Raw genomic sequence first — 24,818 nt, forward strand, 5'->3', positions numbered from 1 at the left:
AAAACCAGGCAATTAGCGCATCACTCCCCGCCGGAGGCCGACTTGCGCCAGGTATCATTCTCTCGCTCCATCTGTTTGTACTTCAGATACAGATCAAAGCTCGCTTTGAGCACCACGGCCAAACCGACAGTAGCCAGCACGTTCTTCAGCATTTCGCATCCCTCTCTTGTGGTCTGTGCTCAGCCTAAGAGCCGGTCGCGACAGATTGTGTCGGGGCCGAACCGCAGATTCCAAAGGCACGAAAAATACTCACCCTGGCGGTGATACTCAGTCGTCGTCCCCGATCTCTCCTTCCCGCCCCATCAATACGTGCTCCAGCCTGTCTGCCTGAGATGCGACCTGATGGGCGATGTGCATCAACTCTTCATCATTCAGATGTTGCACTGGATGACACGCCCGCACGCTCAGCTCTTCGTCCTGGTCGACATGGAAGTCCACCAGATCGAATCGGCAATTGCGTCCAAGCGTGTGCTCCACCAGCGGTGACTGGCTGAACTGTTTGAACATCGCCAATTTTCTGGTCCATTTGTGATCGACAATCTTGGAGGTGAACACCACGTACTGGCCCTTGAACCCCCACCGGACCAATTGGTATCGCCCCTCCAGTTTGAAATGGAACTCAAGCCTCCACGTCGAAAGCCGCCTGACGCTCATGCGCTCAGTGTCGTGTACGAGTCTGTCTACCATCCCGTGGATGCGCGCAACCGTTTCCTCGGTGCGTTTGCTGGATGTAGAACTCGAGCCTGAGACACGCCGATAGACGTCGAGAATTTCGTCACCGACTAGAACACCATCGCTGCCCGCGTAATTTTCGGCGTTGTACTGCAAAGCGAATCGCTTAGTTTTTTCGGCTGTCGGCGCCAGCAACACCCGTCTGAACGGGTCTGCTTGCAGGGTCTTTAGGAAGCGGACGCGGCCGATGGGGCTAAGGATGTCGCCCGGTTCGTCGATATCGCGGGGTATCGTCGCGGCTACCAACAATTCAGCCATGCCAACAGCGCTGCGCACGGTAACGCTCGGCGTGTCGAAATCCGCCGTCGACAGATGCCAGCCGTCTCCAGCGTCCCTCACGAAAGCCTGCGGATCGCCAGTCAGATCTCTGAGCGTGGTCCCCAGTTGGGTTTTGACATGAGCCAGACGCCGCGTCATGACACTGGCCTGATTGCTTATCGCCTCACTGCGGTCATCGCCCTGAAGGTCTTCGTCAGTGATTTCATAATGGCTGGTGAGAAAATCGAGGATCTGCGGCTTCACGGGCGCCTGGTCCACCAACTCCTCATGCAGCTCCACTTCGCGCTTGAACCGGGGTCCCAGGTGGCCCACGGCATGCAGCGTTTGAATGAATGCGTTCATGTTGGCCGCAGCCTGGCGTACCTGATAAAACTCCATGCTTTGACGGATGTGCGGAAAGCCCACCTGAATGAAATGCTCGGCATAATCGGTGCCTGCCGAGAGCATGCGCCGATGTGCCAGTGACCCGACCCGATCAACACGGCCGACCTTTTGCTCCAGAGCGATGGGGCTGGAGGAAATACCGTAATGCACGACACTGTCGCAGAAGGTATGCAGGTCTTCCCCTTCTTGAAAGACATCGGTGGATATCAGCACACGTGGATAGCCAGGCATGCGGAAGAGCGTGGCAATTGCTGTACGGCTGGCGCTGTTCTCGCCGGTAGCTCCGCGAATGGGTGAAGTGGAACGGACCTGGGTGGCCAGGTACTTGGTCAGGCTGCTGACCGACCGGGAGTAAATCTCCGGAAAGTTGAGTTTGATCAACAAATCCAGGTTCACGACGGTATCGCGCAGTATCTGATAACTGCTGAACGGAGTGTGTTTCACGCATTGAACGCCCAACAGCTCGACCAGTGCCTCTATGAACAGGCCGTCGGCGTCACCGTCCTTTTCCCTGCGAGCGTTCCTGAGCGAATACAGATCAATGAAAGGATGATCCACACGGCACAGGGCACCCAGCAGCTCCTGATGGGTACTCAGTCTGCGTAACTGCCGATCAACAGCACCATTGTTCAAAGTGGCAAGTTGGGTGAATACCTCTGGGCTCCATTGAGGTGCAAGTACGGCAAGTTCGTCATGGCGCCGCAGGCTATCCCAGAGTGTTGAACGCTCCAGCTCACGGGCAAGAACTGAAGGATCAGCCAAGTCACAAGTGGCCTGAAACCCTTCGAACAACACATTCAACACGCACTTGGCGACTGTCGCGGCTGCATCGTCACGCGTTGCGACTGCCCGCAGATACGCATATTGAGCCAATCGATAACGTTGGCCGGGGCTGGCGACAGACTCGCTCTTGCCGATCACGCTCCAATCGATTATCAACGACGTCATGGCGGGCATGCCCGGCAAAGATAACCAGTTAGCCTCGAACAATCGGCTCTGCAACAGCGTGCTACGGAAGTTGTGGGGCAACTGCCCCAGGCCCTTGATGCTGGCCAGCTCCGGATTCTGACCACGATAGAACCAGGTAAAGAAATTGTCGCTGCTTGCCGGTGCATCGAACACGTCAGCGACATCGTTTTCGATCAGGGAGTGACTACGTTCGACCGTGCGCGTTCGGTATAGCTGGTAACTTTTGACAACAGCATTGTCGCCGACGATGTAGCCACTAATCCAATCGTCGTAGGCTTCTTCGAGCTTGAACTTCAGCTCGGAAACGCTGCGCACACGGCGGACGAAAATCAACTGTTTCTTGCCTTCGACAAACGCCAGACGATGCGTCTGTTGACTCACACTGTCCATTTTTGGATGCGGTGGTCTGCGTTTGAAGGAGTTCTCGTAATCGTCCACCAGATATTCAACGACGCTGCGGTCTGCCGCAGACCGTAACGAATCGCCTTCGTCCGCGGCCTCATGACCATCGAACTCTACCGGCCGGTTTTTTTCGCCAGGCAGGTAACTCTCGAACGACGCCAGCATACCCAGCTCAAAACGATTAGAGCAGTTCTCCTGCAAGTGCTCGCTCACCTTCTTTTGCAGCAGAGCGGCGAACAATTTTTGCGCTACGGTCATCTTCACTTCCGCAGCCTCGCCGCTGCGATGCTCACGACGATACATGTTGCGGGTGTGAGCCACCTGATCAAGCGTGAGCGTGTTCAGGCGACGTACGAACAAGCGACTGAGCGCCGCGTGCATGTCGGGGTCGGCCGGATCGCCGCCCTCCGGCAGTGCCGCATACCCCTGGAAGCCGAACAACGCGAGTTGGTTGCGCAACTGTTCAAGATGGCGGTCGTAGGGTGTTGCCGACAGTAGCAAAAGGCGCTTGATACGCTTGTTGTCGCCCAGCAAGGTCGCCAACAAGCGATTACGGTCGCTGCTTTCACGGCCAGCACGCAGGTTGTGCGCTTCGTCCACTACCACCAGATCGAAGCGGGGCAACATCTCGCCCAACGCCTTCACCCAGACATCCTTGACCTGCCGCTTGAGTCCCCCTGGATTGCTTCTGCCGTCCATAGTGTTCAACTGCCTGACGATCTTCTCCAGAAGCTTGCGATGTTGAGGCATCAACTCCTCAAATCGCTGTGTCCAACGCAGCATGTCGGCTACGGTATTTCCCATTGCAAAGCTGAAGGCTGATGTGCAGATAAATAGATCGCGCTCGTTGCCACTCGCCACTGTCTGAACTACCTCAGACAAATTGTGACAGGCTCTGAACGGAGTGACCGGCTCCCCACCCAGGCCTTTGACCGCCATATCCTCAAGCCGGTAGTTGCTATGTACAAACGCCCGATAGTCCTTGATCCATTTGTCGCGAACGTTGTTTTTTGGCAACAGATACAGGACACGCAAACTGGGGTTGAAATGCCGCATCAATGCAACGACACCGAGGCCGATGTAAGTCTTGCCCATCCCCACTTCATCGGCGAGGTACGCCACCTGATGGTCTGCGAGCTTGTTGTACAGGGCGACAGCGCCCAACAATTGCTGCTCAGCCAATCCCTTGAGTTCAGGGTTGCCACCTGAAAAATCGATGACGGTCCCGACCGTGGCTTTATTGATCCGCTGCATGAGAGACATCCTTCTTCCGTGAATTTGCAGGGGTCAAGGGACGCTGAAATTGAGTCCTGAACCATTCGAGAAAACGCGTACCTTCGGCCTCGTCGAGATGACACAACAGCTCGTCATTTTCCAGTTCAGCGATGAGTGCCTGTACTCGCCGTATCAGGGTCGCGCAGCTGTGCTGCGGATATCGGGTCAACAAGCCTTGCATGCTGACCAGCGTCAAATAGCGCACAACCACCGTTTCCTCATCACCGCCCCCCGCTTCCACGCTTTCCAGCATGGCCTTCAAAGAGTCGGGCTGACAGCCAGCGAGGTAGTACGCGAGTTTTTTTGCGCTGTTTTCGTCTGCCGCCAGTGCAAGGGTGCGTTCCAATTGCCAGAACGCGCCATTGACCTGCGAGAACTCCGCGAAGAAGCTTTTGGCTTCAATCGCGTCCATCATTTCCGGCAGTTGTTCATCCGTCGCACCCAGTGCGGCACGGAGGTTAAGCATCTGTTGAGCCAGCTCACCGAACTGGCTGATTTTTTTGGTAAGGCGCATCTCGATGAACAAACGCAATAGACTTTGCAGGTCCATCGCCGGCAACTGGCTGGGACGACAGTAAATGTTGCGCTGCGTCACCATCAGGTAACGCTCCACGCACTCGGCACCTGACTGCCAGCGCACCCAGACCAGAGAAGAACGTTCCAGATGGTCACGCAATGCAGGCAGAAACGCATTGCCCGAAGTTGTCTGTGCGAAAACAATTGAGCCAAGGCTTGGCGTTGGGTTGTCCAGCAATGTCAGCTCACCGCTGATCGAATCCTGTGCTATCACCTCCAGCCATTGACTGTTCCAGTCGTATGCCAGGCGCAAGACCGGCATTGCCAGTCCTTCCGAAGCTTCAGCGCTATGCGAATCCGAGTCCGGGGCAAACCCCGAAGGCAGGGCCGTCAAAGGCTCCAGCAATGGCGGGAAATCGCCTCCTTGCAGAAGAAAACCAGCCTCGACATTTTCCCGGAATGCCTTGTGGCTGAAATTCACTGACCCCACAAACTGCCACGACCGCTTGCCGCGCCCCTGGAATATCTTTGCATGTACCCGGCGAAAGGGGGCTCCGATGACCTGATGGCTATCGTTCCAGGCAGAGGCCCAACCGCACCATTGATCGGTATTGAACGCGTCAAATACTCCAGGATCGACAAGTGCCCGCTTCTCCTCATCCCGAGGCAGCAGCAAACGGACTGTCGGGAACAGACTCATCAGTTTCTGAGTATCGCCACTGTCCGGTTTCTCGCCGAAGAAAGGACTGACGATTTCCAACGTGGCTGCATCCTTGGCAGCGGGCAACGTATGTGGGCGCTGGCCAATGAAGTCGAGGAAAGCCAAACGCTTAGAAGCAGCCCCGGAGAAATAGAAGCTGCAATCAGGATCATCGGCGCTCGCCAACCAGCCGGCCTGCACATTCACTATTTCATCCAGGACAGGGGTGGGCGCGGCTGCCTGAAAAAATCGCAGTGCACGGCGCATGGGTTCAAGAATATTGGCAGGCGCACGAGTCGCTTGCAGCTCGACAAAATGTCCAACCTCGATGTTGTCCCACCACCCCGCCTTGGTCAGGTTGAATGACCCTGCCACCAGCAGAATCGTCGGTATCTGATCGCCCTTTTCCTGCAAAACCAATATTGCAATCTTGGCGTGTTGACCCCCCCGCCGATCCGCACGGGCAAATAATCGACTTCAAGGCGACTGCCTGCCGTGGGGTTGAATACATCCACGTCATGCACCACGGCAAAGCGCCTGCCCTTGTCCTGCATCAATGCCTGCAGCTGGACCGAGCGAATATCGCTCTGGCTTGAAAGTGCATGATCGCCCAGTAGCAGCGGGATGACCTCAAGCTCGAAGAAGTCTGGCTCGAAGCTGTAGGTTGTGAAAAAAGCCGAGGTCACTTCGCGCTCACCAATACAGGCCCGGAACGCATCACTGATGGTGTGTGCTTTCATTATTGGCCTGCCTTGGCAATGGTCAGGAAGGAATGAAGAAAAAAGCTGTAATCCCAGGTTTTTCCACAATGACCGCAAAGATCCTCAGGCAACCAGGCGCGATCCACGGGAACCCGAACCCTGAGTTTGTCTGCCTCCCAGTGAAGCCACGCGGCTCCACCTCTCTGGCCCATCACTACGCTGTTCTGGATGACGATCTGCTCGATTACCGAAGCGGCATCGCCGCCGTTGGCAGCCTCCACGAGGCTCTGCAGGAACGATAAATGCGGCAACCCCGGCCTGCTCCAACCCAACGGTAGAAATGGCGCCGTGAGCCGTGGACTCAAGTCGTCGATCAAATCGCTGCGGCTGCGGCCTTTCTGGCTTTGCAACCAGGCAACAAGCGTATTGGCAAACACCAGCACTGGTTGCAGCAGCAAAATTTGCTTTAGAACATCCTGCAATTGGGGGTCGACACTCTGCTCGGTCAGCGCCCACTGAATGAAATCGCGCACTGAAGATTTATCGCCAGGCACTAGGAGCCACACGTTAACCGCCTCGAACAACGCGACTTGCAGGGGGCCAGCCCTTTGGTAATTCAGCAGCGCCAGGACGATGTGCTTGCGTACGCCTTTGTCATTGAGCAGCGCGGCAAAGTCGGGCGCCAACAGGGACAGTTGCGCCCGGGTCACATTGTTCCGGCCGGCTAAATCCTCGAAGCGTTGCCACCGAGAGTCACCAAACACCTGCAACATAAGATCCGTGAGCGCCACACCTCGGTCAGTCAGTCGTCTTTCACTGCCTTTGATAAGACCCGCTGCCTGTAGTGCGGAGGAATACAGCCCCCACAGCCCATAGCTGAGTTGATTACTGAGGATTTGCGCCTTCTTGTGTATGCCCAATTCCATCGAGTCGCGCTTGAGATTGGCGATAGCAAGCTGGCTTCCCAGTGGCCCTGCTTTAACAGAGTCATGAAGTCGCAGGTAAGCCGACAGTTGCTCGGCGCGTGCGTACCGCTGCTGGACATCTTCAAGGGGACGAGATTTCGTGCCTGTATGGGCATATCGGCAGGCCAGCAACGCGACCATGAAATGGCTCATGCGGCTAGTGACCGTTGTCAGGTTACCCACCGCCTTTCGCCCCACCGAGCTCCAGATGGACTCGATGGCCAAGGGATCTCGTGATCCTTTAGGACGTAGCCTGTTATCCAGCAGAGATAGAACGGTAAGCATGAAAACTCGATCCTTGAGAAGGCTGACGCCGGACTGAACAAGGTGTTCAAACCAGCAATATCACCAGGCACCGACAAGATGTGTCGTCTGCAGTGATCTGGCATCCAGTGGGTCGCCGAGAGCGGCAGGCAATATGACATCACTCAATACGCACGACAACCACGACACATCCTGACCACTGCTCGTCCTACCCTGCCGCCTCCACAGCATCAGGAGATCTAGCATGGGAACCCGATTAAACCCTTTCGCACACGGCAGCCGCCGCGCCGTTGACACCTGTGCTCTATCGCTGAAGTGGAGTTTCCAACTGCTGCTGGATCTGGGGGGACATCGCACCTTTATCAGCCGACACGGCCTCAATGATGAGGATCTGGCGCATGAACTGGGTCTGGCCAAATGGATAGACGGCGATAATTACAGTCCCGCACTTGCCTTGGCGACACTGCGCAAAGGCGCTCGTAGCTTCAACGCCGATCCCCTGTATGCGCCCTACCCGGACAGCCTGGCGACCAATCTTGAGGCATTGGGAGAATTGTTGGGTTTTGCCGACGCAGAGCTCCAGATGCTCGGTTTTTGCGTGCTGATGCACACCGATCCGACACTCAGTGATGCTACAGATCAGCTAGGGATGCTGGGACTCAACCGTGCAATAAAAGTGCTGTCAGTACTATTGGGCCTGCCGCTGCCGGAGGTCGAGGCCTGCCTAGCGCATAACAGCCCACTAATGCGCACCGGACTGCTGGAAATAAGCAACAACCACCGTTCCGTCATGGCGTTGAGTTCGATGTTGTCGATTAGCAACCCGGATCTGCCTGGCCTCCTGCGCTTCAGCAAAGGCACGCCACTGGAGCTGTTCGCCTATGCGTTCCGTTTGAGTCCACCCGGCAGCTTGAGCTGGGAGCATTACAGTCATGTCAGACAGCCGCTGATGATCGCCGAACGCTACCTGAGCAAATCCTTGGCCCAAGGGCGTCAAGGTGTGAACATTCTGCTGTATGGCCCGCCTGGTACTGGCAAGACTCAACTCAGTCGTCTGATCGCTCACAGCCTGGGCAGCGCTCTTTATGAAGTCGCCTGCACTGACAGCCAAGGTGACCCGGTGTCCGCCAAGCAACGTCTGTGTTCCCTGCGCGCGGCCAACAGTGTGCTGCATTCTCAACGCGCCTTGCTCGTACTTGACGAGATCGAAGACATCTTCCAGACCGCCAGCGCAGACGCCAATAGTCGCTCGCAGAAAGGCTGGATCAATCGCATGCTGGAAGAAAATACGCTGCCGTGTTTCTGGCTGAGCAACAGCATAGAGGCTATCGACGCCGCCCATATACGACGCTTCGATATGGTGATCGAGGTGCCCAACCCGCCACTGGCACAACGCAAGCGGATGCTGCGCGAGTGTGGCGGTGGCAAATTGAGCGATCAGTTGATCGAACACCTCAGTGCACACGAGCGAATGACGCCTGCCGTGCTGGAGCGGGCAGTGCGCGTAGGACGCAGCGTGTCGCAGCGCGCCAGCACGGCGCTGGATAACACTATTCGCTGCATTGTCGACGGCACGCTGAAAGCTCAAGGCTTCGAAAAACTTCAGCACACCGACGGCGCTTTGCCAGCGCTTTATTCTCCGGAGTGGATCAACGCCGACCTCCCACTGGACGGACTGGTTGACGGTTTGCGCTCTCATCCACAGGCACGGTTGTGTTTCTACGGGCCACCCGGCACTGGCAAAACCGCATTTGGCCACTGGCTGGCGCAGGAGCTGGGCAAGCCGCTGATGGTCAAGCGAGTCTCCGACCTCGTATCCCCTTACGTGGGAATGACTGAGCAGAACCTGGCGGGCGCCTTCGAGCTCGCGCAACGAGAAGACGCCGTGCTTCTGCTGGATGAGGTCGACAGTTTTTTGCAGGACCGGCGCAAGGCGCGGCAAAGCTGGGAGGTCACTGCAGTCAATGAAATGCTCACGCAAATGGAAAGCTACCGAGGGCTGTTCATTGCCTCCACAAACCTGATCCTCGATCTGGATCAAGCCTCTCTGCGGCGCTTCGACCTTAAGGTGCATTTCGGCTACCTGGCAACCGCTCAGGCTCAGACATTGTTTGCTGCACATCTGAAGGCTCTGGCGCTCAAGGACCCACAAAACAGTGCTGCGACTCGCTTGCGCGGCGAGACATACCTGACTCCCGGTGACTTCGCGGCGGTCGCGCGCCGGGGGCGCTTCAAGCCATTCGCCAGCGCGGATGAATTGGCAGACGCACTGCTTGCCGAGTGTCGATTGAAGTCCACTGGGCAGCAGCGCCCTATCGGTTTCATACATTAGACGGACTAAAGGTTGCCGGATTGTCGCCGATAGGCAGACAACCGGCTTATTCGCCAGCCAAAGGCCAGCTTCAACACTACAAGGATGATTCTCTTGCCTTCAGCCAAGACCCATAGCGCTTTGAGTCGTCAATGGGAGCTATTGCAACAGCTGCCCAAACGCTCACCCGGTATCACAGTGAGTGAATTGCTGACTCGCCTGAGGGCCACTGGCTACTCCATCAGCCGCCGCAGCATCGAGCGCGACCTGCGTGACCTGTCCCTGGTGTTTCCATTGCAGTGCAACGATGGTGGTACGCCCTTCGGTTGGTACTGGAAACCGGGCGTGAGCGTCGAGTTGCAGGGCATTACTCTGACTGAAGCCGTAAGTCTTGCGTTGGTCGAAGATGCAATCCGTCCACTGCTCCCGGGCAGCATGTTGAGCGTGCTGGAAGCGCGCTTCGAGCATGCCCGGCAAAAACTCAAAGGCCTCGAAGACGGCAACCCCGCCGCGCGCTGGCCCGACAAAGTTGCGAGCGTTCGGCCGGATTTCAATCTTCGAGCTCCGGAAATCCAGGCAGAAACGTTGGAGGCACTGCAGCATGCCCTGATTTGCGAACAGCAAGTTCATTGTCAGTACTACTCGGCACACACCGACAAACTCAGTGTACTGACTCTCAACCCCCTGGCGATTGTCCAGCGGGGACTGATCACCTATCTGATCGCCACTGCCGCGCCGTATACCGATGTCCGTCAGTTCGCGGTGCATCGCTTTCGTGCGGTAACGGTGCTCGACACGCCATGCCAGGGGCTGGAGTCATTCGAGCTGCAAACCTACCTTGCCACCGACGCCCTGCAGTTCGGCAAACCCGAGAAAATCCGCTTCAAGGCTTGGGTGAGTGAACACCAGGCGCGGTTGATTCGAGAGACGCCACTGAGTAAAGACATGGAGCTCGAAGCATTGTCGGACGGTTATCACGTGCAGGCCACCGTCAACAATACGTGGCAATTGCACTGGTGGATTTTGTCGTTGGGCGATTCTTTGGTCGTGCAGGAACCGGCAGCACTGCGCCAACAGGTAGGCGATACATTGCGCCGCGCCGCTGCGGCGTATGAGCCAGAAATTTAGCTTGTTTTAAGCAACCGACGCGACCGGCCTATTTTTTGGTCGAATGCTCAACAAGGTAGAAACACATGCTTACACCTTCCATCCTGACCGACATCGCCAGCAATCTGCGTGATCTGGCCCGCTACGTCGAACGCACAACTATCGATAGCCTCCATGACGTATGCATTCCTTTCAGTGAGATCCGCAGCGGCTATCCCGCTCAAACGCTGGGAGCTCTGAAGACCTGGTCCTCTTCCAAAGCGCGCTACATTTATCAGTTTTCAGTTGAAGACGATGCATACAAAGAGCTCCACGGCGCATTTAAGGAAGCCAAGGAGACTCGGAAAAACGATCGGGCGTATTGCCGTCTCAATCCCGCGTCAGCACTGTTGTATGTTGGGAGCTCCTCCGACCTGGATTCGCGGATCAAACAACACCTGGGCTTCGGCAATAAAGGTACCTACGCCATGCAGCTCTGCCACTGGCTGCCAGAACGCGAGGGAATGTTGCGCATTCAAGCCTGGCGATTCAGCAAAGAGATCGACGGTGCCGTCGTCCAGGCGATAGAAGATGGCTTATGGGCCTCGAACAGACCCATGTTCGGCAGACAGGGTGCTCGTTAGGCCATTCGCTGACCTCGGAAGGCGTCCGCTATTCGTTTGCCTGAGCAAGCAACCGCGGCAGTATCTCTGCCGCTTTGCCGACAAGACTGAACTCCCTTTCTCCCAGGACCGATTCTCGCTGCAGGTTGACATGCACGACTACAGCGCCATGTTCACTTGCGATCCGAGGAATTTCCGCCGCCGGTTGCACCAAACTCGAAGTCCCCACCGACAACAGCAGATCGCAATCCCTGGCGGCCGCCAGCGCGTCACGCCATGCCTGCTCCGGTAGCGACTCACCGAACCAGACCACGCCCGGCCGGACCTTGCCATTGCAATGCCGGCAGCGTGGCGGTTCGATCCTGCGCCCGTCTTCAGGCTCATTCAGCTGATCGGTGGTCCGCTCATACGGCCGGGCACACGCAAAGCAGCGCGGCGAGTGGAGGCTGCCATGCAGATGAATTACATCCTGACAACCCGCACGCTCGTGAAGATCGTCGACATTCTGGGTAATGACCGTCAGCCTCGATACTAGCCGAGCGAGCCCGGCGATGGCCAAATGGGCGGGGTTCGGTTCGGCGGCAAGTACCTTTGAGCGTCGCCATTCATACCATCCCCACACCAGCGCCGGGTCATTGCGAAATGCGTCAGCGGTGGCCAATACGGCTGGATCGAAACGCGCCCACAAACCGGTCAAGGCGTCGCGAAACGTCGGAATACCACTCTCGGCCGAAACGCCTGCGCCCGTAAATACGACCACATGGGAAGCATCACGCAAACGCTGCCCCTGGAATTCGATCATGGCTTTCTCCTATCTACGTAACCGGGCAAACCATTCAGCCAACATACGATCAATCATATTGGCCGGTTGCCGGGTCAACGCTTCGTTTCCACATTTCTCACATCGATCGCACCAATCCCCCGGTCCAAGGGCATCGCTAAGTGGCACGACCGTTTTCTTCCAGCCACATTTGCCACAGACAAATGTGAAGGGTCTTGGTCTTATGGGCATGTCATGACTCCTCTGTTTCGGTCGCTTTACGCCACAGGCAGCAAGGCCTGCAGAATTTCCACCTTGCGCTGTAGCTGTTCCACATGAGCCTTTTCCGCTCGCAGCGCCGATCTGAGCTCGCGATTTTCCTCGGCATGCCAATTCGCGCGCGTTTGACGCTCCTGCGTAGTGACATGCCAATCGCTGAGTAAACGCCAGGTTTTACCGCATCGCGCGTACAGCGCAACCAGCACTGAAAGGATCAGCCCCAGCATCGCCATCGACGCCCAGCTCTCAAAATCCATAACATTTTTCTCCTGACGCAAACGCAGCTCCAGCAGCCAGCCGGTACCAGTGCGCAGCCTTGGCAAAGTCTGGCGCCTCGCCATCTATTCCTTTTTCATGCAAACGCCCCAACGTCTGCGCCGCACACGTGACGCCGCGTTCATAGGCCTGTTCGTAGTAACTGGCCGCCAGGTCCTGGTTAACGCACATGCCTAGGCCATACCAGGCTTGCTCGCCAAGATTGAATGCCGCCTCACCCGATCCCAACACATAGGCAAGTTTGAACAACCGCCGAGCGAGGACGCTATCGAAAGGGACGCGACGACCGTTGATCCATAGCCAGCCGAGATCATTGAGCGCATCGGGGTCTGAGGCGAGCGCGTCATCGCGTAGGGAGCGATACAGAAAGCTCAGCAAAGCTGGATCGGCCATGTTGGCCAGTGGGTTTGCCGACTTGAGAGGGAGGTAGGCAAGTTTCCCGTCGACAGGTGCTTTCAACACCCTCAAGGACGGCATGCCAATATCTGCATCCGCAACGCATGGCAACCGCGACTCGACAAACCGCATGCTCTCGGCATCGGGCAACAGAGCATCCAAAAACTGGAATACTTTTTCATCAGGGCTCATTCGGACAGCCTTCCGGTTGATCATTCGATAGGGCTCATTATCGAAATGACAACGACATTTTGTGTCGTACACGCATCTCGACACATCCTGTCGCGGCTGATCACAACAATGAAGGCTCATCAATGCAACCCAGAGCCAGCACTCATGAAAACCTACAGCGCCTTCATGCAACGCTCCATCGCCACTGCCGGTCCGCAAGCCACTTTCACCATCACCGTACAAGCAGTGAGCTCGGCCATGGCCAAGGTCACTGCCGAAGCCCAGTATCCCGGTTACAAGTGTTTCAACGCCCCCACTCAGGTTCGCTGACGTTTCTCCACCTGTGGATCCCTCCCCTCAACAAGTGATAGCTTATCGCCACACTGCGCGAGAACGCACTGGACTGAGTATCCCCGAATGCTCAAACCTGAACCTAATCCGCCGATACAGCCTCGATAACCAAGGCCAAGCGGACATCCTCTGCCCCAAGGAAACTCCTGGAATGGATTACCAGTCGCTCAAGACTCGCCACCACAACGAACGCAACGCCCACCACCCCAACCTCGCCTTACGTGTTCATCGAGCCCTGAGTTGGCTCAATCCTGGATAAGTCGCAAATATGGCGAGAACAGCGCCTTCACTGACAAACGTGTCGACCACGACGCAATCCGTCGCACCTCGTTCGTACGGTAGCCGCCAGCCGCTAAATGTGTTTCGACTTTAGGTCGTTACAACAACTCACCGATAGCGGTGTGTTGAATCCTCAACGTTCACAAGGAGCGTCAACGTGTCTGAAATGCTCATCACGTTCGGTATGCAACTCGATGGTCAACGGGCAACCCGGGCGAGCAATCAGCTGGGCGCTTTGACGGTCGGGCCACAGGGATTTCTGGATATTCTGGAAACCCAACTGGGCCTGACAGCACGCCAGCCTTGCGCGGCGCAGCGTACAGCGGCGTATCGGGATTGCCTGGCACACTGCAACAACGCACAGCGTTTCTACAACGCCAGTTTTTCCGCTGATGAGCTGGGTGTGTCCGCTGCATTGCTGGCTTGGCGAGATGACTTGTATCTGTACGGTTGGGATGGGCGCGTGGAAGCAGATGCCAGCCAACGCCTGAAGGACCTTACCGAGGTAGAGATGAAAGCCCGCGAGGTAGTCGCGTCATCGATTGGGCAACGCCTGCACAATGTTGCTGCGGCTCTGGCTGTGCGGCGACCACCGATCAAGAATGTGCTGCTGGCTGACGATTGGGAGGTGTACCCACTTGGTTGGCAAGCGGTGCTGCATCAACTCCCACACGAGCGCCTTGAGGTGCCCGTGGGCACGGCGCAAGGCTTCCTAGGCCAGTTGCAGACGCAACTGCGCAAGAGCATTGCCGGTGAGCGCGTGACACCGATGCCGTGGCAAGAGGACGGCACGGTAAAGGTAGTTCAGGCACAGACTCGAGTGTTGGCGGCGAGCTGGTTGAGCCGCTCGCTGGATGAAAGCGTGCAGACCTTGCTGGTGGCCGGTGCCGAAGGCGGCTGCCTTGATGGTCATTTAGTCGGTGCAAACCAAGCTCGCCATGGCCTGAATGGCAGCAGCGATTTGCGGCCGGCCCTGCAGGTATTGCCTTTGGCAATGGAATTGCTTTGGGCGCCACTGAATTACCCGGCGCTATTACAGTTTCTGACCCATCCGATATGCCCGATTCGGCTGTTTGCCCGTCGACAGTTGGCGACCAAGGTATCGAGTATGCCGGGTATTGTCGGAGCCGAATGGGAAGCAGTCCTGGAGCGCATCGCAGAACACTACGGTGCCGAAGCGCCTCGTGTTCGGACATCCATTGGCGACTGGCTCGAAGCTCCCACGTTCAGTGTTGATGAAGGCGCGCCGCTGAGCGAAGTGCTGGTGCGTGTCCAACGCTTGCTGGCGTTCTTTCAACCGCGCCTGGGCCACGAAGAACCCGCACACAGCCTAGCTGCTCGGGCGGGTTATGCGCAGTGCGAAGCAGCTTTGGAAACACTAGAGACGCTTCAACTTCAAGGCGTCGAGCGGTTGCGTCCGCGGCAGTTGCAGCAGGTTATCGAACAGGCCACTGCGAGTGGCACGGATAATCCGTTACTGGCCGCCCAGGTCGGCGCTCATTCGACCGTTTCCCGCCCGGGGGCCGCCATTGAGAGCTCGGACACGGTGGTGTGGTGGAATCTGGCCATGCCGGCACTGCCTGCCATTTCGCCGTGGTCCAAGGCGGAACTGCTGCAACTCGCAAATGCAGGAGTGGCGCTGCCCGACGGTGGAACGCTGCTGGCTCAAGCGGCCCAAGACTGGCTACGGCCTTTGCTGGTCGCGAACCGCAATCTAACGCTGGTGCTGGCGCCGCCACACGAGGAAAGTCACCCACTTTGGCAGATGATCGAAACGGTTGCTCAGCACCCAAAAGTACATGCGCTGGAGGACCTTTTGTTTGCGCCCGGCCTCCTATTTCAGCCACAACCGTGGACCCCCCTACCAGTGCGCAAACGCTGGTGGAAGCTGCCGGCAGATATGCCGCTGGCTCTGCCAGAAAAAGCCTCTTTCTCGAGCCTCAACCTGCTGCTGTTCAACCCTTACCAATGGCTGCTGCAATACGGAGCCAAGATTCAGGCATCCAAGAGTCTCAGTCTGAGCGACAGTTTTCTTCTGAACGGTTCGCTTGCTCACCGTTTAGCTGAACACTTTTTCAGCCGAGCCGACGCGCTGACCATGGACGCGGCAGCCTTCGCCGCGTGGTTCTCGACTCATTTCCCGCGCGTGGTGCGTGAAGAAGGGGCAGTGCTGTTGATGGAGGGACGCGGTGCTGATCTGTCGACCCTGCGCCACCGAGTGTTGCGTGCAATGACCCAGCTGCGAGCACACTTTGCCAATGCCAATGTCCGCGTTGTAACCGCAGAGCAGGCGTTGAATGGGCAATTCGCTGGAGGCGCTCTGGCGGGTTCTGCCGACCTGGTACTGACTACAGAAGACGGGCATCGAGCCATCGTCGATATGAAGTGGGCCGGCGGCAAAAAATATCCCGAACAACTCAAGGCGAACCGCCATTTGCAACTGGCGATTTATGCCGAGTTGCTGCGTCAGGAGACCAATTCGTTGCCGTCCGTGGCGTATTTCATTCTGGAGTCCGCCCGCCTGCTGACACCGGATGACCGCGTATTTGCCGATTCGGAACGGGTGCCCGCCAATCCGCCAAGCACCACGCCCGAACTCTGGCAGAGCTTTACCGAGGCCTGGAAATGGCGTCAGGCGCAAATCACTGCGGGCGTCTTTGAAGTGGCACTGGAAAGCATTGAAGAGGACGAGGCTTCAACACCGCCCGAGAAAGCGATGCCAATGGAATACCTCAAGGAAGCCTACAACGACTACCTGGCCCTGGCCGGATGGGAGCAATGACAATGCCTAAGAACGCGCACATCACTTTTATCAGCGCAGGCGCCGGCAGCGGAAAAACTCACCGGCTCACAGAGATTCTGCACCAGGAATTGCTCAGTCAGCAGGTCCAACCTGCAGGCGTTATTGCCACCACCTTCACACGAAAAGCGGCGGCCGAACTTCGCGAGCGAGTACGCAGCCATTTGCTCAAAAAAGGTGAGATTGGCTTGGCGACCTCTATGGGGCAAGCCCGGATAGGCACCGTCAACAGCGTTTGCGGCCAATTGCTTGAGCGCTTCGCATTTGAAGCAGGCATGCCACCACAACAACGAGTCCTGGAAGAGAATCAGGCGAAAGTGCTGCTCAATCAGGCAGTAGATCGGGTCCTGCATGGTGAAAGCATGGACACCTTCCTTGCCATCGCACGCCGTCTGGGCTTGGAAGTCACTCATCAACAGGGCGACTATGCGAGCAATAACTGGCTCGATGAACTGCGCCGACTGTTAGATCAGCTACGCACCAACGACATCGACCTCGATCTGGCGCGTGGCTTTGCTGTCCGCAATGCCGAGGACATGCTTGAGCATTTTCCCACTGCGACCAAAACCGACTTGAATGGTGAGCTCCTACGCATCATTCCTGATGTGCTTGGACAACTGATCGCTGCTAACAGCAAGATAAAGCTTACGGCGGACTATGTATCCCTGCTCATGGATTTCCACCGTGAGTTGCTGCAAGGCAACGCGCGCTGGAGTGCCTGGGCAAAGTTGGCCAAATCGGCCCCGGAAGCAAAGCTCAAGCCATTGGTTGCAAGCCTGACCGAAACGGTAGAGCGCTACGCAGAACACACGGACTTGCATCGCGATATCACGGTGTATCTGGAACAGGTGTTCACCTTGGCCATCGACGCATTGCATGTGTACGGCCAGAGCAAACTTGAGCTCGGCGTGCTGGACTTTGCCGACCAGGAACACGCATTGCTGAAACTGCTAGACAACCCCGCCGTGATTCAGGTGCTGGAGCAAGAACTTGATCTGGTCATGGTTGACGAGTTCCAGGACACCAGCCCGATGCAGTTGGCAGTCTTCCTGAAGCTTTCGCGCTTTGCCAAACGGGTTTACTGGGTAGGCGATATCAAGCAGGCCATTTATGGCTTCCGTGGCAGCGACTGTGCATTGATGCAGGCCATCCTGAACGCGTTACCCGAAATGGGCGGTGAGAAACAGGTGTTGCGCAACTCGTGGCGCTCACGACCGGAGCTGGTCGAGCTGGCGAACGAAGTGTTTGGCCCAGCGTTCTCCAACAGCTTGCCACCTGACGAAGTTCAGCTGATACCTACTCGAGCGGACCAACTGCCCGGGCCCGCCTTCGCCCATTGGTTACTCGATGGCAGCAATGCCGAGCAGCAGGTGAGTGCGTTGGCCGAAGGCATTGGTCAACTAGTGAAAAAACGGCATCAGGTATTCGATAAAACCAGCAAGGAAATCCGTGACGTCCGGCTGGGCGATATCACCGTACTTTGCTACTCCCACAGCAACGTCGCCAAAGTGGCCGCCGCCCTTGCCGCGGCAGGCATGCCCTGCTCCACCGCCCAGCCGGGATTGCTGGCTACCGCAGAAGCAACCCTGGCGCTAGCGTGCTTGCGTCGCTTGAATGATCCCTTTGATACCCTGGCTACCGCGCAGATTGTTTCGCTGGCTGAGGCAGAAGAGCCGGAGAGCTGGGTTGCGGAACGCCTGCGTTATTTGCATGCGGGTCATCCAAAAGCGCTGTGGCGCGAGCAAGACGTCGACGATTATCGGGCACACCCCTTGGTTGCAGCAGTGGCACGGCTGCGCGCGGACCTTCCATTGCTGACGCCTGTGGAAGCGTTGCAGCGCTTAATCGCTGAGTGTGACTTACCTTCACGCGTCACGAGTTGGTCGACCTCGCCAGCACATGCTCAAAAGCGCATGGCCAACCTCGACGCAATAATCGACTTGGCGCAGCAATATGAGGACCTATGCCGAAATGGGCTGGGGGCTGCATCTATCTCCGGGCTGGTGCTCTGGTTGGGCGAAACGGCCAGCGCCAACAATGATGCATTGGCCACACCGGCGTTGGACGCCGTTCAGGTTATGACCCACCACGCCAGCAAAGGTCTGGAATGGCCGGTTGTCATCCTGATGGATTTGGCTCGCGATATTGGCGACCGTCTATGGTCCGTTTCTTCGCGCTCCAATAGCGCGTTCGATCCGCACAAACCATTGCATGACCGCTTCATCCGCTACTGGCCTTGGCCTCTAGGCAAACAGCAGAAGGTCCCACTGGCCGAGAAGTTCGAGCAGACCAGCCTGGCCCAAACGTGCCGAGAGGAAGCTGTTGAAGAAGCAAAACGCCTGCTCTACGTGAGCATGACCCGAGCCCGCGATCTGCTGGTGATTGCACGTTCCGGCAAAAAAACAACCGGGCAGTGGCTCGACTGCGTCCAGGCGCCATGGTTGATGACGACCCCAGGCGAGCAGGTTCTGAGTTTACCTAGTGGAAAAACGATGCCGGCCGACTGCCGAACACTGACCGTTGGCAATGCTCCAGAATCTATCGCAGTTCCCGTGCAAAATCTGTATTGGTTTGCCCCACTGGTAGTTGCCGAGCCCCTTATGCAACTGAGCTTTCAGCCGTCCAGTAGCGTCATCCGATCGGTGACAGGCGCCGGCGAAAAATGCCAAATCGGCACCCGCATTGCCTTGCAGGGCAGCCCGGAAATGAATGCATTGGGGACCGCGATTCACGCCAGCTTGTGCCTTTCGTTTACAGATCCAAGCCGTCCCGTCGTCCTGGACGAAGTGCAGCGCCTGATGCTGAGCCATGAAGTACATGAGCATGTGAGCGCCAGCCAGGTCATCAATCAGCTATTTGCCTTGCATGCCTGGATCGAGTCCCGGTGGCCGCAGGCTGAAGCCATGGCCGAGTACCCGGTGCAACAGTTGCTCACCTCGGGGCAGGTACTGAATGGACGGATTGACCTGCTGCTGGATACAAAAGATGGCTGGGTACTGATTGACCATAAATCCAATCCATCTCCAGAGGCACAGTGGGAGCGGCTGGCCCAAGAACATGTCGGCCAACTCGACGCCTATGCCCAAGCGATTGAGGCGGCATCCGGCAAACCTGTGACAGAGGCTTGGCTCTTCTTACCTACGGCGGCTGGTGCGGTTCGCGTTTTTTAACAATGGGCGCGTTTCACCCGCGCATTGACGATTAATTCCGGCGGTCAGGATTCCTTCTGTCCGCCTGACTCTAAGGTAAAAAGCATGACGCTGTATGAATCAATCCTGCTGGAAACACGTAATGGTGCACTGAACGACCCTTTCGAGGTTCAGGAGCTGACTTCGGAGCGACGCCGGGTAATGTGCCCCGAGGGTAAGGAGCTGGTGGAAAAATATCGGATTGGTTTCGAGTTCTTCAAGAAGTCGGCGATTGGAACCACCATCGCCAACAATGCACAAGATGGAAAGACCGGTGCGGATGGATTCAGTGTTGGTAAAGGTGCCAAAGTCCAGTACGTGCGGGTAAAGCCCGGCGTATACACGGTAATGGGCATCGAAGAATAACGACCTGGCAGGTTTTTCGTTATCTGAATCACGGCCACTTTCCAGACCAGCGCCCTACTCTTAGGCAGTCCAAACGAGCCTTACCTATGACTATCAAACAAGCGAACGAAATAGATTCTGCTTACGAAAAACAATACGACGAGTTCAACAAGCAGCACGATTTCCTGAAAACGGTATTCGGCCGTACTCCACTAGGAGACGACCTGGACACGCTGATGGATAAAGTCAGTGATGCGCGATGGTTGAACGTCAAAGCCGGATGGTTATCGGACAACTCCGATAAATTCGATCGCCTCGATTACTTCGTTGCCCGACTCAAGCAGGACTATCGTGGGAAGTTCATAAAAAGCCTAGCCGATGTACCCGATGACTTGAGGGAGGAATTCCCCGACGACGAAGCCGAGTTCCAAGCGTTCATGGCCGAGGAGCGCGAGACCTGTTACAGCGCCTACGATGAAATGACTTGCTTGCGATCGGATGCAGAGGAGGAGCTGGTGGCTAACGATTACTTCGACACGATTGGCTCACAGCCGAGCGACTTCGAACTCAGCCCCTACGAAGAAAAATGCTTGCTGCCGCTGGTAGAAAATCTTGAAAAACTTTGGAACAAGCATAAGGCCGTGGGGTTTGGCTTGATGTGTATGGCTAGCCATTTGGGTAATACGGATTATGATCTTAGTTTGACGCGGGCATTGATGTTCGATTGAAGCGGTGCCTCAGGAGGCATGAGCCAAAGCACTCGAGCTCGCAAACTGCTCAGGAGGAACGATTGTCAAGCTAATACACCTTTACTTCGCCTGAATTTGCAGCAGAATGACATTCAATGACTCAGATCATGCTGACCTAATTTCGTACCTCCGAAATTTTGCCGTTGGCGCGACGAAACCGGCTATAGCTTGGCTTAAGGTACAATTCCGCCAAATTCATACCTAAGACACCTCATGAAACTCCTGAACACTTATGACGACCGCGACGAAGCCAATGAGGCTGCTGAAAAACTGACCGGCGATAAGCGCCTTGCCAGTGAGCGTGATGCCACCGTGGTCATTTACAACCTGTTCGGTGAACCCAGCTGGGGCAATTTCCATCGACTGGGCATGTATAACCTGGGCGAACTGAAAATACTTCTAGATCGTCGCTCCAGTTGGCAGCCGATCGATCAGGCACGGCACGCCGAGATCATCGCCACACTGCAGAGCGTTGCCAAGAACTACTGCCTAGGAATTCCTCAGCACTGGCTATGAGGTCAGCGCCCACAGCAAGGCTGTTTTCGACGCTAAGGGTAGCTCCTGTCCTTCTCGACTAACACCGCCATTGGCATGACACGAAACAGTTCAAAGTCTCTATCCACGGAATATCTCTGGCTGAGTTCACGATCAATTTCCATTTGAGACAGGCATTCAGAAAACTTCAGCTCCTGCACAAAATTCTCATCCAACAACACAGCTAAGTGTTCGACTTTGCCAGCAAGAACCATTCTAATCGTATTGATCAGGGTCTCGGCTGAATACACATGCCTGAAACCTAAGCTTTCATTGTCTGCAATGATTTTGTCGGCCTGATCACTAAGCACATCCTTTATCGCTGAGTTCAATAGCTTGCCCGCGAAGTTCCACCACGTGGCATTGCCATCGGAATGAAGGATCAGGGTGGTTTTGCCTGACTCAATCCATCCGTACTGATCTCTGAGATCGGCCAACAGCCCCTGCGCCCTAAAGGACAGCCCGTCCGGGGCTACCTCGGAGATCAGAATGTCGGCAATCGCACGACAAAGCTCATACCTCAGCGGCTGCGCATCACTGACCCACTGGGATTTTCCACGCGCCTCTGAAGGCTCGACAAAAGCCTTCTTGCGCGGCCAGTCGATATAGGTCGTTTGCCAGCTGCGCCCGCCAAGAGTTAGCAGCGCTGGGGCATTATCACGGACAGCGAAGGTCAGCTGATGAACCTCACCTAATTCCTGCTTACCCCAGAAAATCTTAACCATGGGAGGAGTCGTAAATACTGAAAAGAGCTCCATGAAGTTCTTCTCGCCAAACGCCCTCTCTCCTGCCTTACCAATGCCGATCAGGCCTTCATCAGAGTGTAATATTCCAGCTCCAAGCATGTAGGCGATTACACCGGCACGATCTGCTAGTGGGACGTCAGCAAAACCGGGCATGCGGCCTAACCACTGATCCACATCGGCGGCGATGATGCCTTTTTGCTGAAGCGCCAAAGCCATCGTTTGCTGAGCATAGATATGCATAGGCCTTGGAGGTGGCTCGATAGGTTCGACATACCCGTTGCGCCAAAGCTGCAGCAGTGCCAACGCGCGTAGAAATGCATCCTTTTTGGTAGCAAGAAACAGACAATTTCGAGAACTGCCCGCACGACGTCCGGTTCGACCAATGCGCTGCAGGAACGAAGCGACTGTGTACGGCGCGTCAATCTGGATAACCCGATCAAGGTCGCCCACATCAATGCCCAACTCCAGCGTAGAGGTAGAAACGATCACACAGTCATTGCCTTGGGAAAAAGCCTCTTCGGCCGCCCTTCTTTCTTCTAGGCTTAATGAGCTATGGGATATGTAGGTCGCCACCCCGAGGCTACGCAGCTCTACCGCGAGCTCCTCGACCTTTGAGCGACTGTCTACGAAGACGAGACGTTTCTCTCCTTTATGCAATCTCGAAATCACAACGGCTGCATTCTTCAGCGCCCCCACCCAGTCAACCTGGACATCGGGAATCACGTTAATTTCAGCAAGAGGGTTAATCACGCTACGCCGTGCAGTACAGCCACGAGCAAGCCAGTCACATAGTTCTACGGGGTTGCCGACAGTAGCGGAGAGCCCTAATCGCTGAAGCTCTCGCCCCGCCAGCACGCTAATTCGTTCAAGGACGGACAGCAAGTGCCAACCGCGATCGTCCCCAGCGAAAGCATGCACCTCATCAATAATCACCGTTCGCACATTGGCAAACAATTGCTGATGATCAACCTTGCCGGATACCAGCATGACCTCTAGCGACTCAGGTGTTGTCAGCAGAATGTCAGGGGGCGAGGCAACAATCTTGGCTTTTCGCGCAGCGCTAATATCGCCATGCCACAGGGCAACGCTGCGACCAAGGAGATGCCCGTAGCAACTCAGCCGTTGCTCGAGGTTATTGAGCAACGCCTTGATCGGGCAGACATACAGTACCGATAGCCCTTCCCAGCTTTCACTGAGCATGCGTGAAAAAACTGGAAAGCTTGCCGCTTCGGTTTTGCCGCCTGCCGTCGGAGCCAGCAAGATCGCATGCTCACCATCCAGAACAGGCTGAATGGTTGACTCCTGCAGCGGCCGCAAACCGTTCCAGCCGAGAGAGTTGACTATATGGTGTTGCAAAGCAGGATGGAGCTTGTCGAACTCACTCATGCGGAAAAGCTCCGCTTAAACAGCTCAAAAATTGAGCTCGATATCATCAACTGAGTTTGCCGAAGTGTTAGCTCGCTCGACCGCTGTCAGCTCGCTATCCGAGATGGTCAGTGCGTAATGCTGCCTCGGATTAAAGTCCTCGAACTGATCAATGCGATCTAGGACCTCACCCACCAGCTTCTTCAGGAAAATCCGCGGCGCGATTCCGACCTTGCCTCCCAGTTTGCCAGTCACTGCTCCCGCCAGTTCAGCGATGTAGTCATCATCAGCAAGCCGGAGAATGCGCTCTGGCATAGCGCTGTTCTCGGCATACAGGTTGCGCACCTTACCGCCGACCTCTTCCAAGGATTCACGGCTGAAGCCACGAAGGCGAATTTGTACTGCCCGAGGATTATCGAAGCGAGCATCAGTGGTGAAGTCCACCGCCAGACGCTGAGCCAGAGGCGACAAGCGCTGGACACCCATAGATCCATCGAAAAAAGCAGACGTTCCAGTGATCACCAAGTACAAACCTGGGAAGCGACCCGAGTCTACCTCGTCCATCAACTGGCGTAAGGCGTTCAGACTTTTGTCACGCACGTCTCCACGCATACGCTGCAGAGTTTCAACTTCATCAAGCACCAACAACAGCCCTGGGTGCCCGGAGTCATTCAGGATGGTCAGCACACCCTGTAAGAAACTCAATGCACCGAAATGGTCGATATCGCCCTTGATCATCGCGTAGCGTTTGACTGCAGCGGCAATGTTCGGCTGCCCCGCCATCCAGGCCAATAGGCCGTTGGCGATCTCCTCCTCACCTTCAAGAAGAGCCCGGCGATAGGCCCGCAGGGTCAGGGCAAAAGCCGGCGCAGAACGCACTACTTCGCCTAGGCGCTTCTCCATCAGCACATCAGTCGCATTGATCAGGGCTTCGGAATCATTCGGATCAATGTCGTGCTGGGCCAATACATCCTCTTCCAAGGTATAAAACCAAGACTCGACGATATTCTGGAAAGCACCGGAGGGCATGTCGGGTGTAGTCAGGCGCTCCATAAGCCGGCGATAGACGGTCTCAAGCCGGTGCAATGGCGTCTCCGTTTCGGAGATTTGTACTTCTGCACAGGCAAAGCCTAATCGGTGCGCCTTTTCACGCAGCCACCGTGAGGCAAAGGTTTTACCGCTGCCGTACTCCCCACGTATGGCCTTGAAAATGGCCCCACCCCGGCTGACCTTTTCCAACTCCTCGTCAAAAGCGCGCTCAAAGGACTGCAAGCCAACAGCCAAAGCATCCAGTCCGTACTGCGGCACAGTCCCCCGGCGCAGTGCGTCTAGAATATCCTGACGTCGTTGCTTGCTAATCGACATGTCTACA

19 protein-coding genes are annotated in these 24,818 nt (G+C 56.2%); 9 read left to right on the forward strand and 10 right to left on the reverse strand.

Going from position 1 to position 24,818, the window contains the following annotated elements; translation table 11 throughout:
- Window positions 1-20: 20 nt before the first annotated feature.
- The 5 genes from AB4O22_RS15825 to AB4O22_RS15845 form a co-directional block, all read right to left on the reverse strand.
- Window positions 21-152, reverse strand: a complete 132-nt coding sequence (locus AB4O22_RS15825) for a hypothetical protein (protein ID WP_279382068.1) — start codon at window positions 150-152, stop codon at window positions 21-23.
- Between the two features lie 115 nt (window positions 153-267).
- Window positions 268-4,020, reverse strand: a complete 3,753-nt coding sequence (locus AB4O22_RS15830) for a DEAD/DEAH box helicase (RefSeq protein ID WP_460105478.1) — start codon at window positions 4,018-4,020, stop codon at window positions 268-270.
- Window positions 4,004-5,677: a phospholipase D-like domain-containing protein gene (locus tag AB4O22_RS15835; protein ID WP_460105477.1), complete on the reverse strand. Its 1,674-nt coding sequence runs from the start codon at window positions 5,675-5,677 to the stop codon at window positions 4,004-4,006. The genes AB4O22_RS15830 and AB4O22_RS15835 overlap by 17 nt, the downstream gene beginning before the upstream one ends.
- The gene (locus AB4O22_RS15840) at window positions 5,611-5,997 is read right to left on the reverse strand and encodes a hypothetical protein (RefSeq protein ID WP_460105475.1); all 387 of its coding nucleotides are present in this window, start codon (window positions 5,995-5,997) and stop codon (window positions 5,611-5,613) included. Before AB4O22_RS15840 ends, AB4O22_RS15835 begins: the two co-directional genes overlap by 67 nt.
- Complete coding sequence (locus AB4O22_RS15845; protein WP_460105473.1) at window positions 5,997-7,208, reverse strand: hypothetical protein; 1,212 nt, start codon at window positions 7,206-7,208, stop codon at window positions 5,997-5,999. Before AB4O22_RS15845 ends, AB4O22_RS15840 begins: the two co-directional genes overlap by 1 nt.
- Before the next feature lie 223 nt (window positions 7,209-7,431).
- Between AB4O22_RS15845 and AB4O22_RS15850 the strand changes: the two genes are divergently transcribed.
- From AB4O22_RS15850 to AB4O22_RS15860, 3 genes are all read left to right on the forward strand, one after another.
- Window positions 7,432-9,519, forward strand: coding sequence for an AAA family ATPase (locus AB4O22_RS15850; protein ID WP_460105471.1), 2,088 nt, complete (start codon window positions 7,432-7,434; stop codon window positions 9,517-9,519).
- A 93-nt stretch (window positions 9,520-9,612) separates the two neighbouring features.
- Entirely contained in the window at window positions 9,613-10,626 is a 1,014-nt protein-coding gene (locus AB4O22_RS15855) for a helix-turn-helix transcriptional regulator (RefSeq protein ID WP_460105470.1), read from the forward strand.
- Window positions 10,627-10,691: 65 nt separating this feature from the next.
- Window positions 10,692-11,228 carry a GIY-YIG nuclease family protein gene (locus tag AB4O22_RS15860; protein ID WP_460105468.1) on the forward strand — a complete coding sequence of 179 codons (537 nt, stop codon included), beginning with the start codon at window positions 10,692-10,694 and terminating at the stop codon, window positions 11,226-11,228.
- Window positions 11,229-11,256: 28 nt separating this feature from the next.
- Here AB4O22_RS15860 and AB4O22_RS15865 read toward each other — a convergent pair whose 3' ends face one another.
- The 3 genes from AB4O22_RS15865 to AB4O22_RS15875 all read right to left on the reverse strand — a co-directional run bounded on the left by AB4O22_RS15865 (window position 11,257) and on the right by AB4O22_RS15875 (window position 13,110).
- Window positions 11,257-12,009 (reverse strand): SIR2 family NAD-dependent protein deacylase, encoded by a 753-nt coding sequence (locus AB4O22_RS15865; protein WP_460105466.1) that lies wholly within the window; start codon window positions 12,007-12,009, stop codon window positions 11,257-11,259.
- A 236-nt stretch (window positions 12,010-12,245) separates the two neighbouring features.
- Entirely contained in the window at window positions 12,246-12,503 is a 258-nt protein-coding gene (locus AB4O22_RS15870) for a hypothetical protein (RefSeq protein WP_460105464.1), read from the reverse strand.
- On the reverse strand, window positions 12,493-13,110 hold the full coding sequence (locus AB4O22_RS15875; protein WP_460105463.1) for a tetratricopeptide repeat protein: 618 nt from the start codon (window positions 13,108-13,110) through the stop codon (window positions 12,493-12,495). Before AB4O22_RS15875 ends, AB4O22_RS15870 begins: the two co-directional genes overlap by 11 nt.
- A 144-nt stretch (window positions 13,111-13,254) precedes the next feature.
- Here AB4O22_RS15875 and AB4O22_RS15880 point away from each other — a divergent pair, with 144 nt between their 5' ends.
- The 6 genes from AB4O22_RS15880 (at window position 13,255) to AB4O22_RS15905 (ending at window position 21,317) form a co-directional block, all read left to right on the forward strand.
- A complete protein-coding gene (locus AB4O22_RS15880) occupies window positions 13,255-13,419 on the forward strand; it encodes a hypothetical protein (protein WP_460105461.1) in 165 nt (54 codons plus the stop codon).
- 466 nt (window positions 13,420-13,885) lie between these two features.
- Window positions 13,886-16,501, forward strand: a complete 2,616-nt coding sequence (locus tag AB4O22_RS15885) for a PD-(D/E)XK nuclease family protein (protein ID WP_460106744.1) — start codon at window positions 13,886-13,888, stop codon at window positions 16,499-16,501.
- A gap of 2 nt (window positions 16,502-16,503) precedes the next feature.
- Window positions 16,504-19,689, forward strand: a complete 3,186-nt coding sequence (locus AB4O22_RS15890; RefSeq protein ID WP_460105457.1) for a UvrD-helicase domain-containing protein — start codon at window positions 16,504-16,506, stop codon at window positions 19,687-19,689.
- Between the two features lie 84 nt (window positions 19,690-19,773).
- Window positions 19,774-20,073: a hypothetical protein gene (locus AB4O22_RS15895; protein WP_460105456.1), complete on the forward strand. Its 300-nt coding sequence runs from the start codon at window positions 19,774-19,776 to the stop codon at window positions 20,071-20,073.
- 86 nt (window positions 20,074-20,159) lie between these two features.
- Window positions 20,160-20,780, forward strand: a complete 621-nt coding sequence (locus tag AB4O22_RS15900; RefSeq protein WP_460105454.1) for a hypothetical protein — start codon at window positions 20,160-20,162, stop codon at window positions 20,778-20,780.
- A gap of 234 nt (window positions 20,781-21,014) precedes the next feature.
- Entirely contained in the window at window positions 21,015-21,317 is a 303-nt protein-coding gene (locus tag AB4O22_RS15905) for a hypothetical protein (protein WP_460105452.1), read from the forward strand.
- Between the two features lie 32 nt (window positions 21,318-21,349).
- Here the strand turns inward: AB4O22_RS15905 and AB4O22_RS15910 are convergent, their stop codons facing one another.
- Window positions 21,350-23,467, reverse strand: coding sequence for a DEAD/DEAH box helicase (locus tag AB4O22_RS15910; protein WP_460105451.1), 2,118 nt, complete (start codon window positions 23,465-23,467; stop codon window positions 21,350-21,352).
- A gap of 24 nt (window positions 23,468-23,491) precedes the next feature.
- Window positions 23,492-24,811, reverse strand: coding sequence for a BREX system ATP-binding protein BrxD (gene brxD, locus AB4O22_RS15915; RefSeq protein ID WP_460105449.1), 1,320 nt, complete (start codon window positions 24,809-24,811; stop codon window positions 23,492-23,494).
- Window positions 24,812-24,818 lie beyond the last annotated feature (7 nt).

It is taken from the genome of Pseudomonas sp. S3_B11, assembly GCF_054667715.1.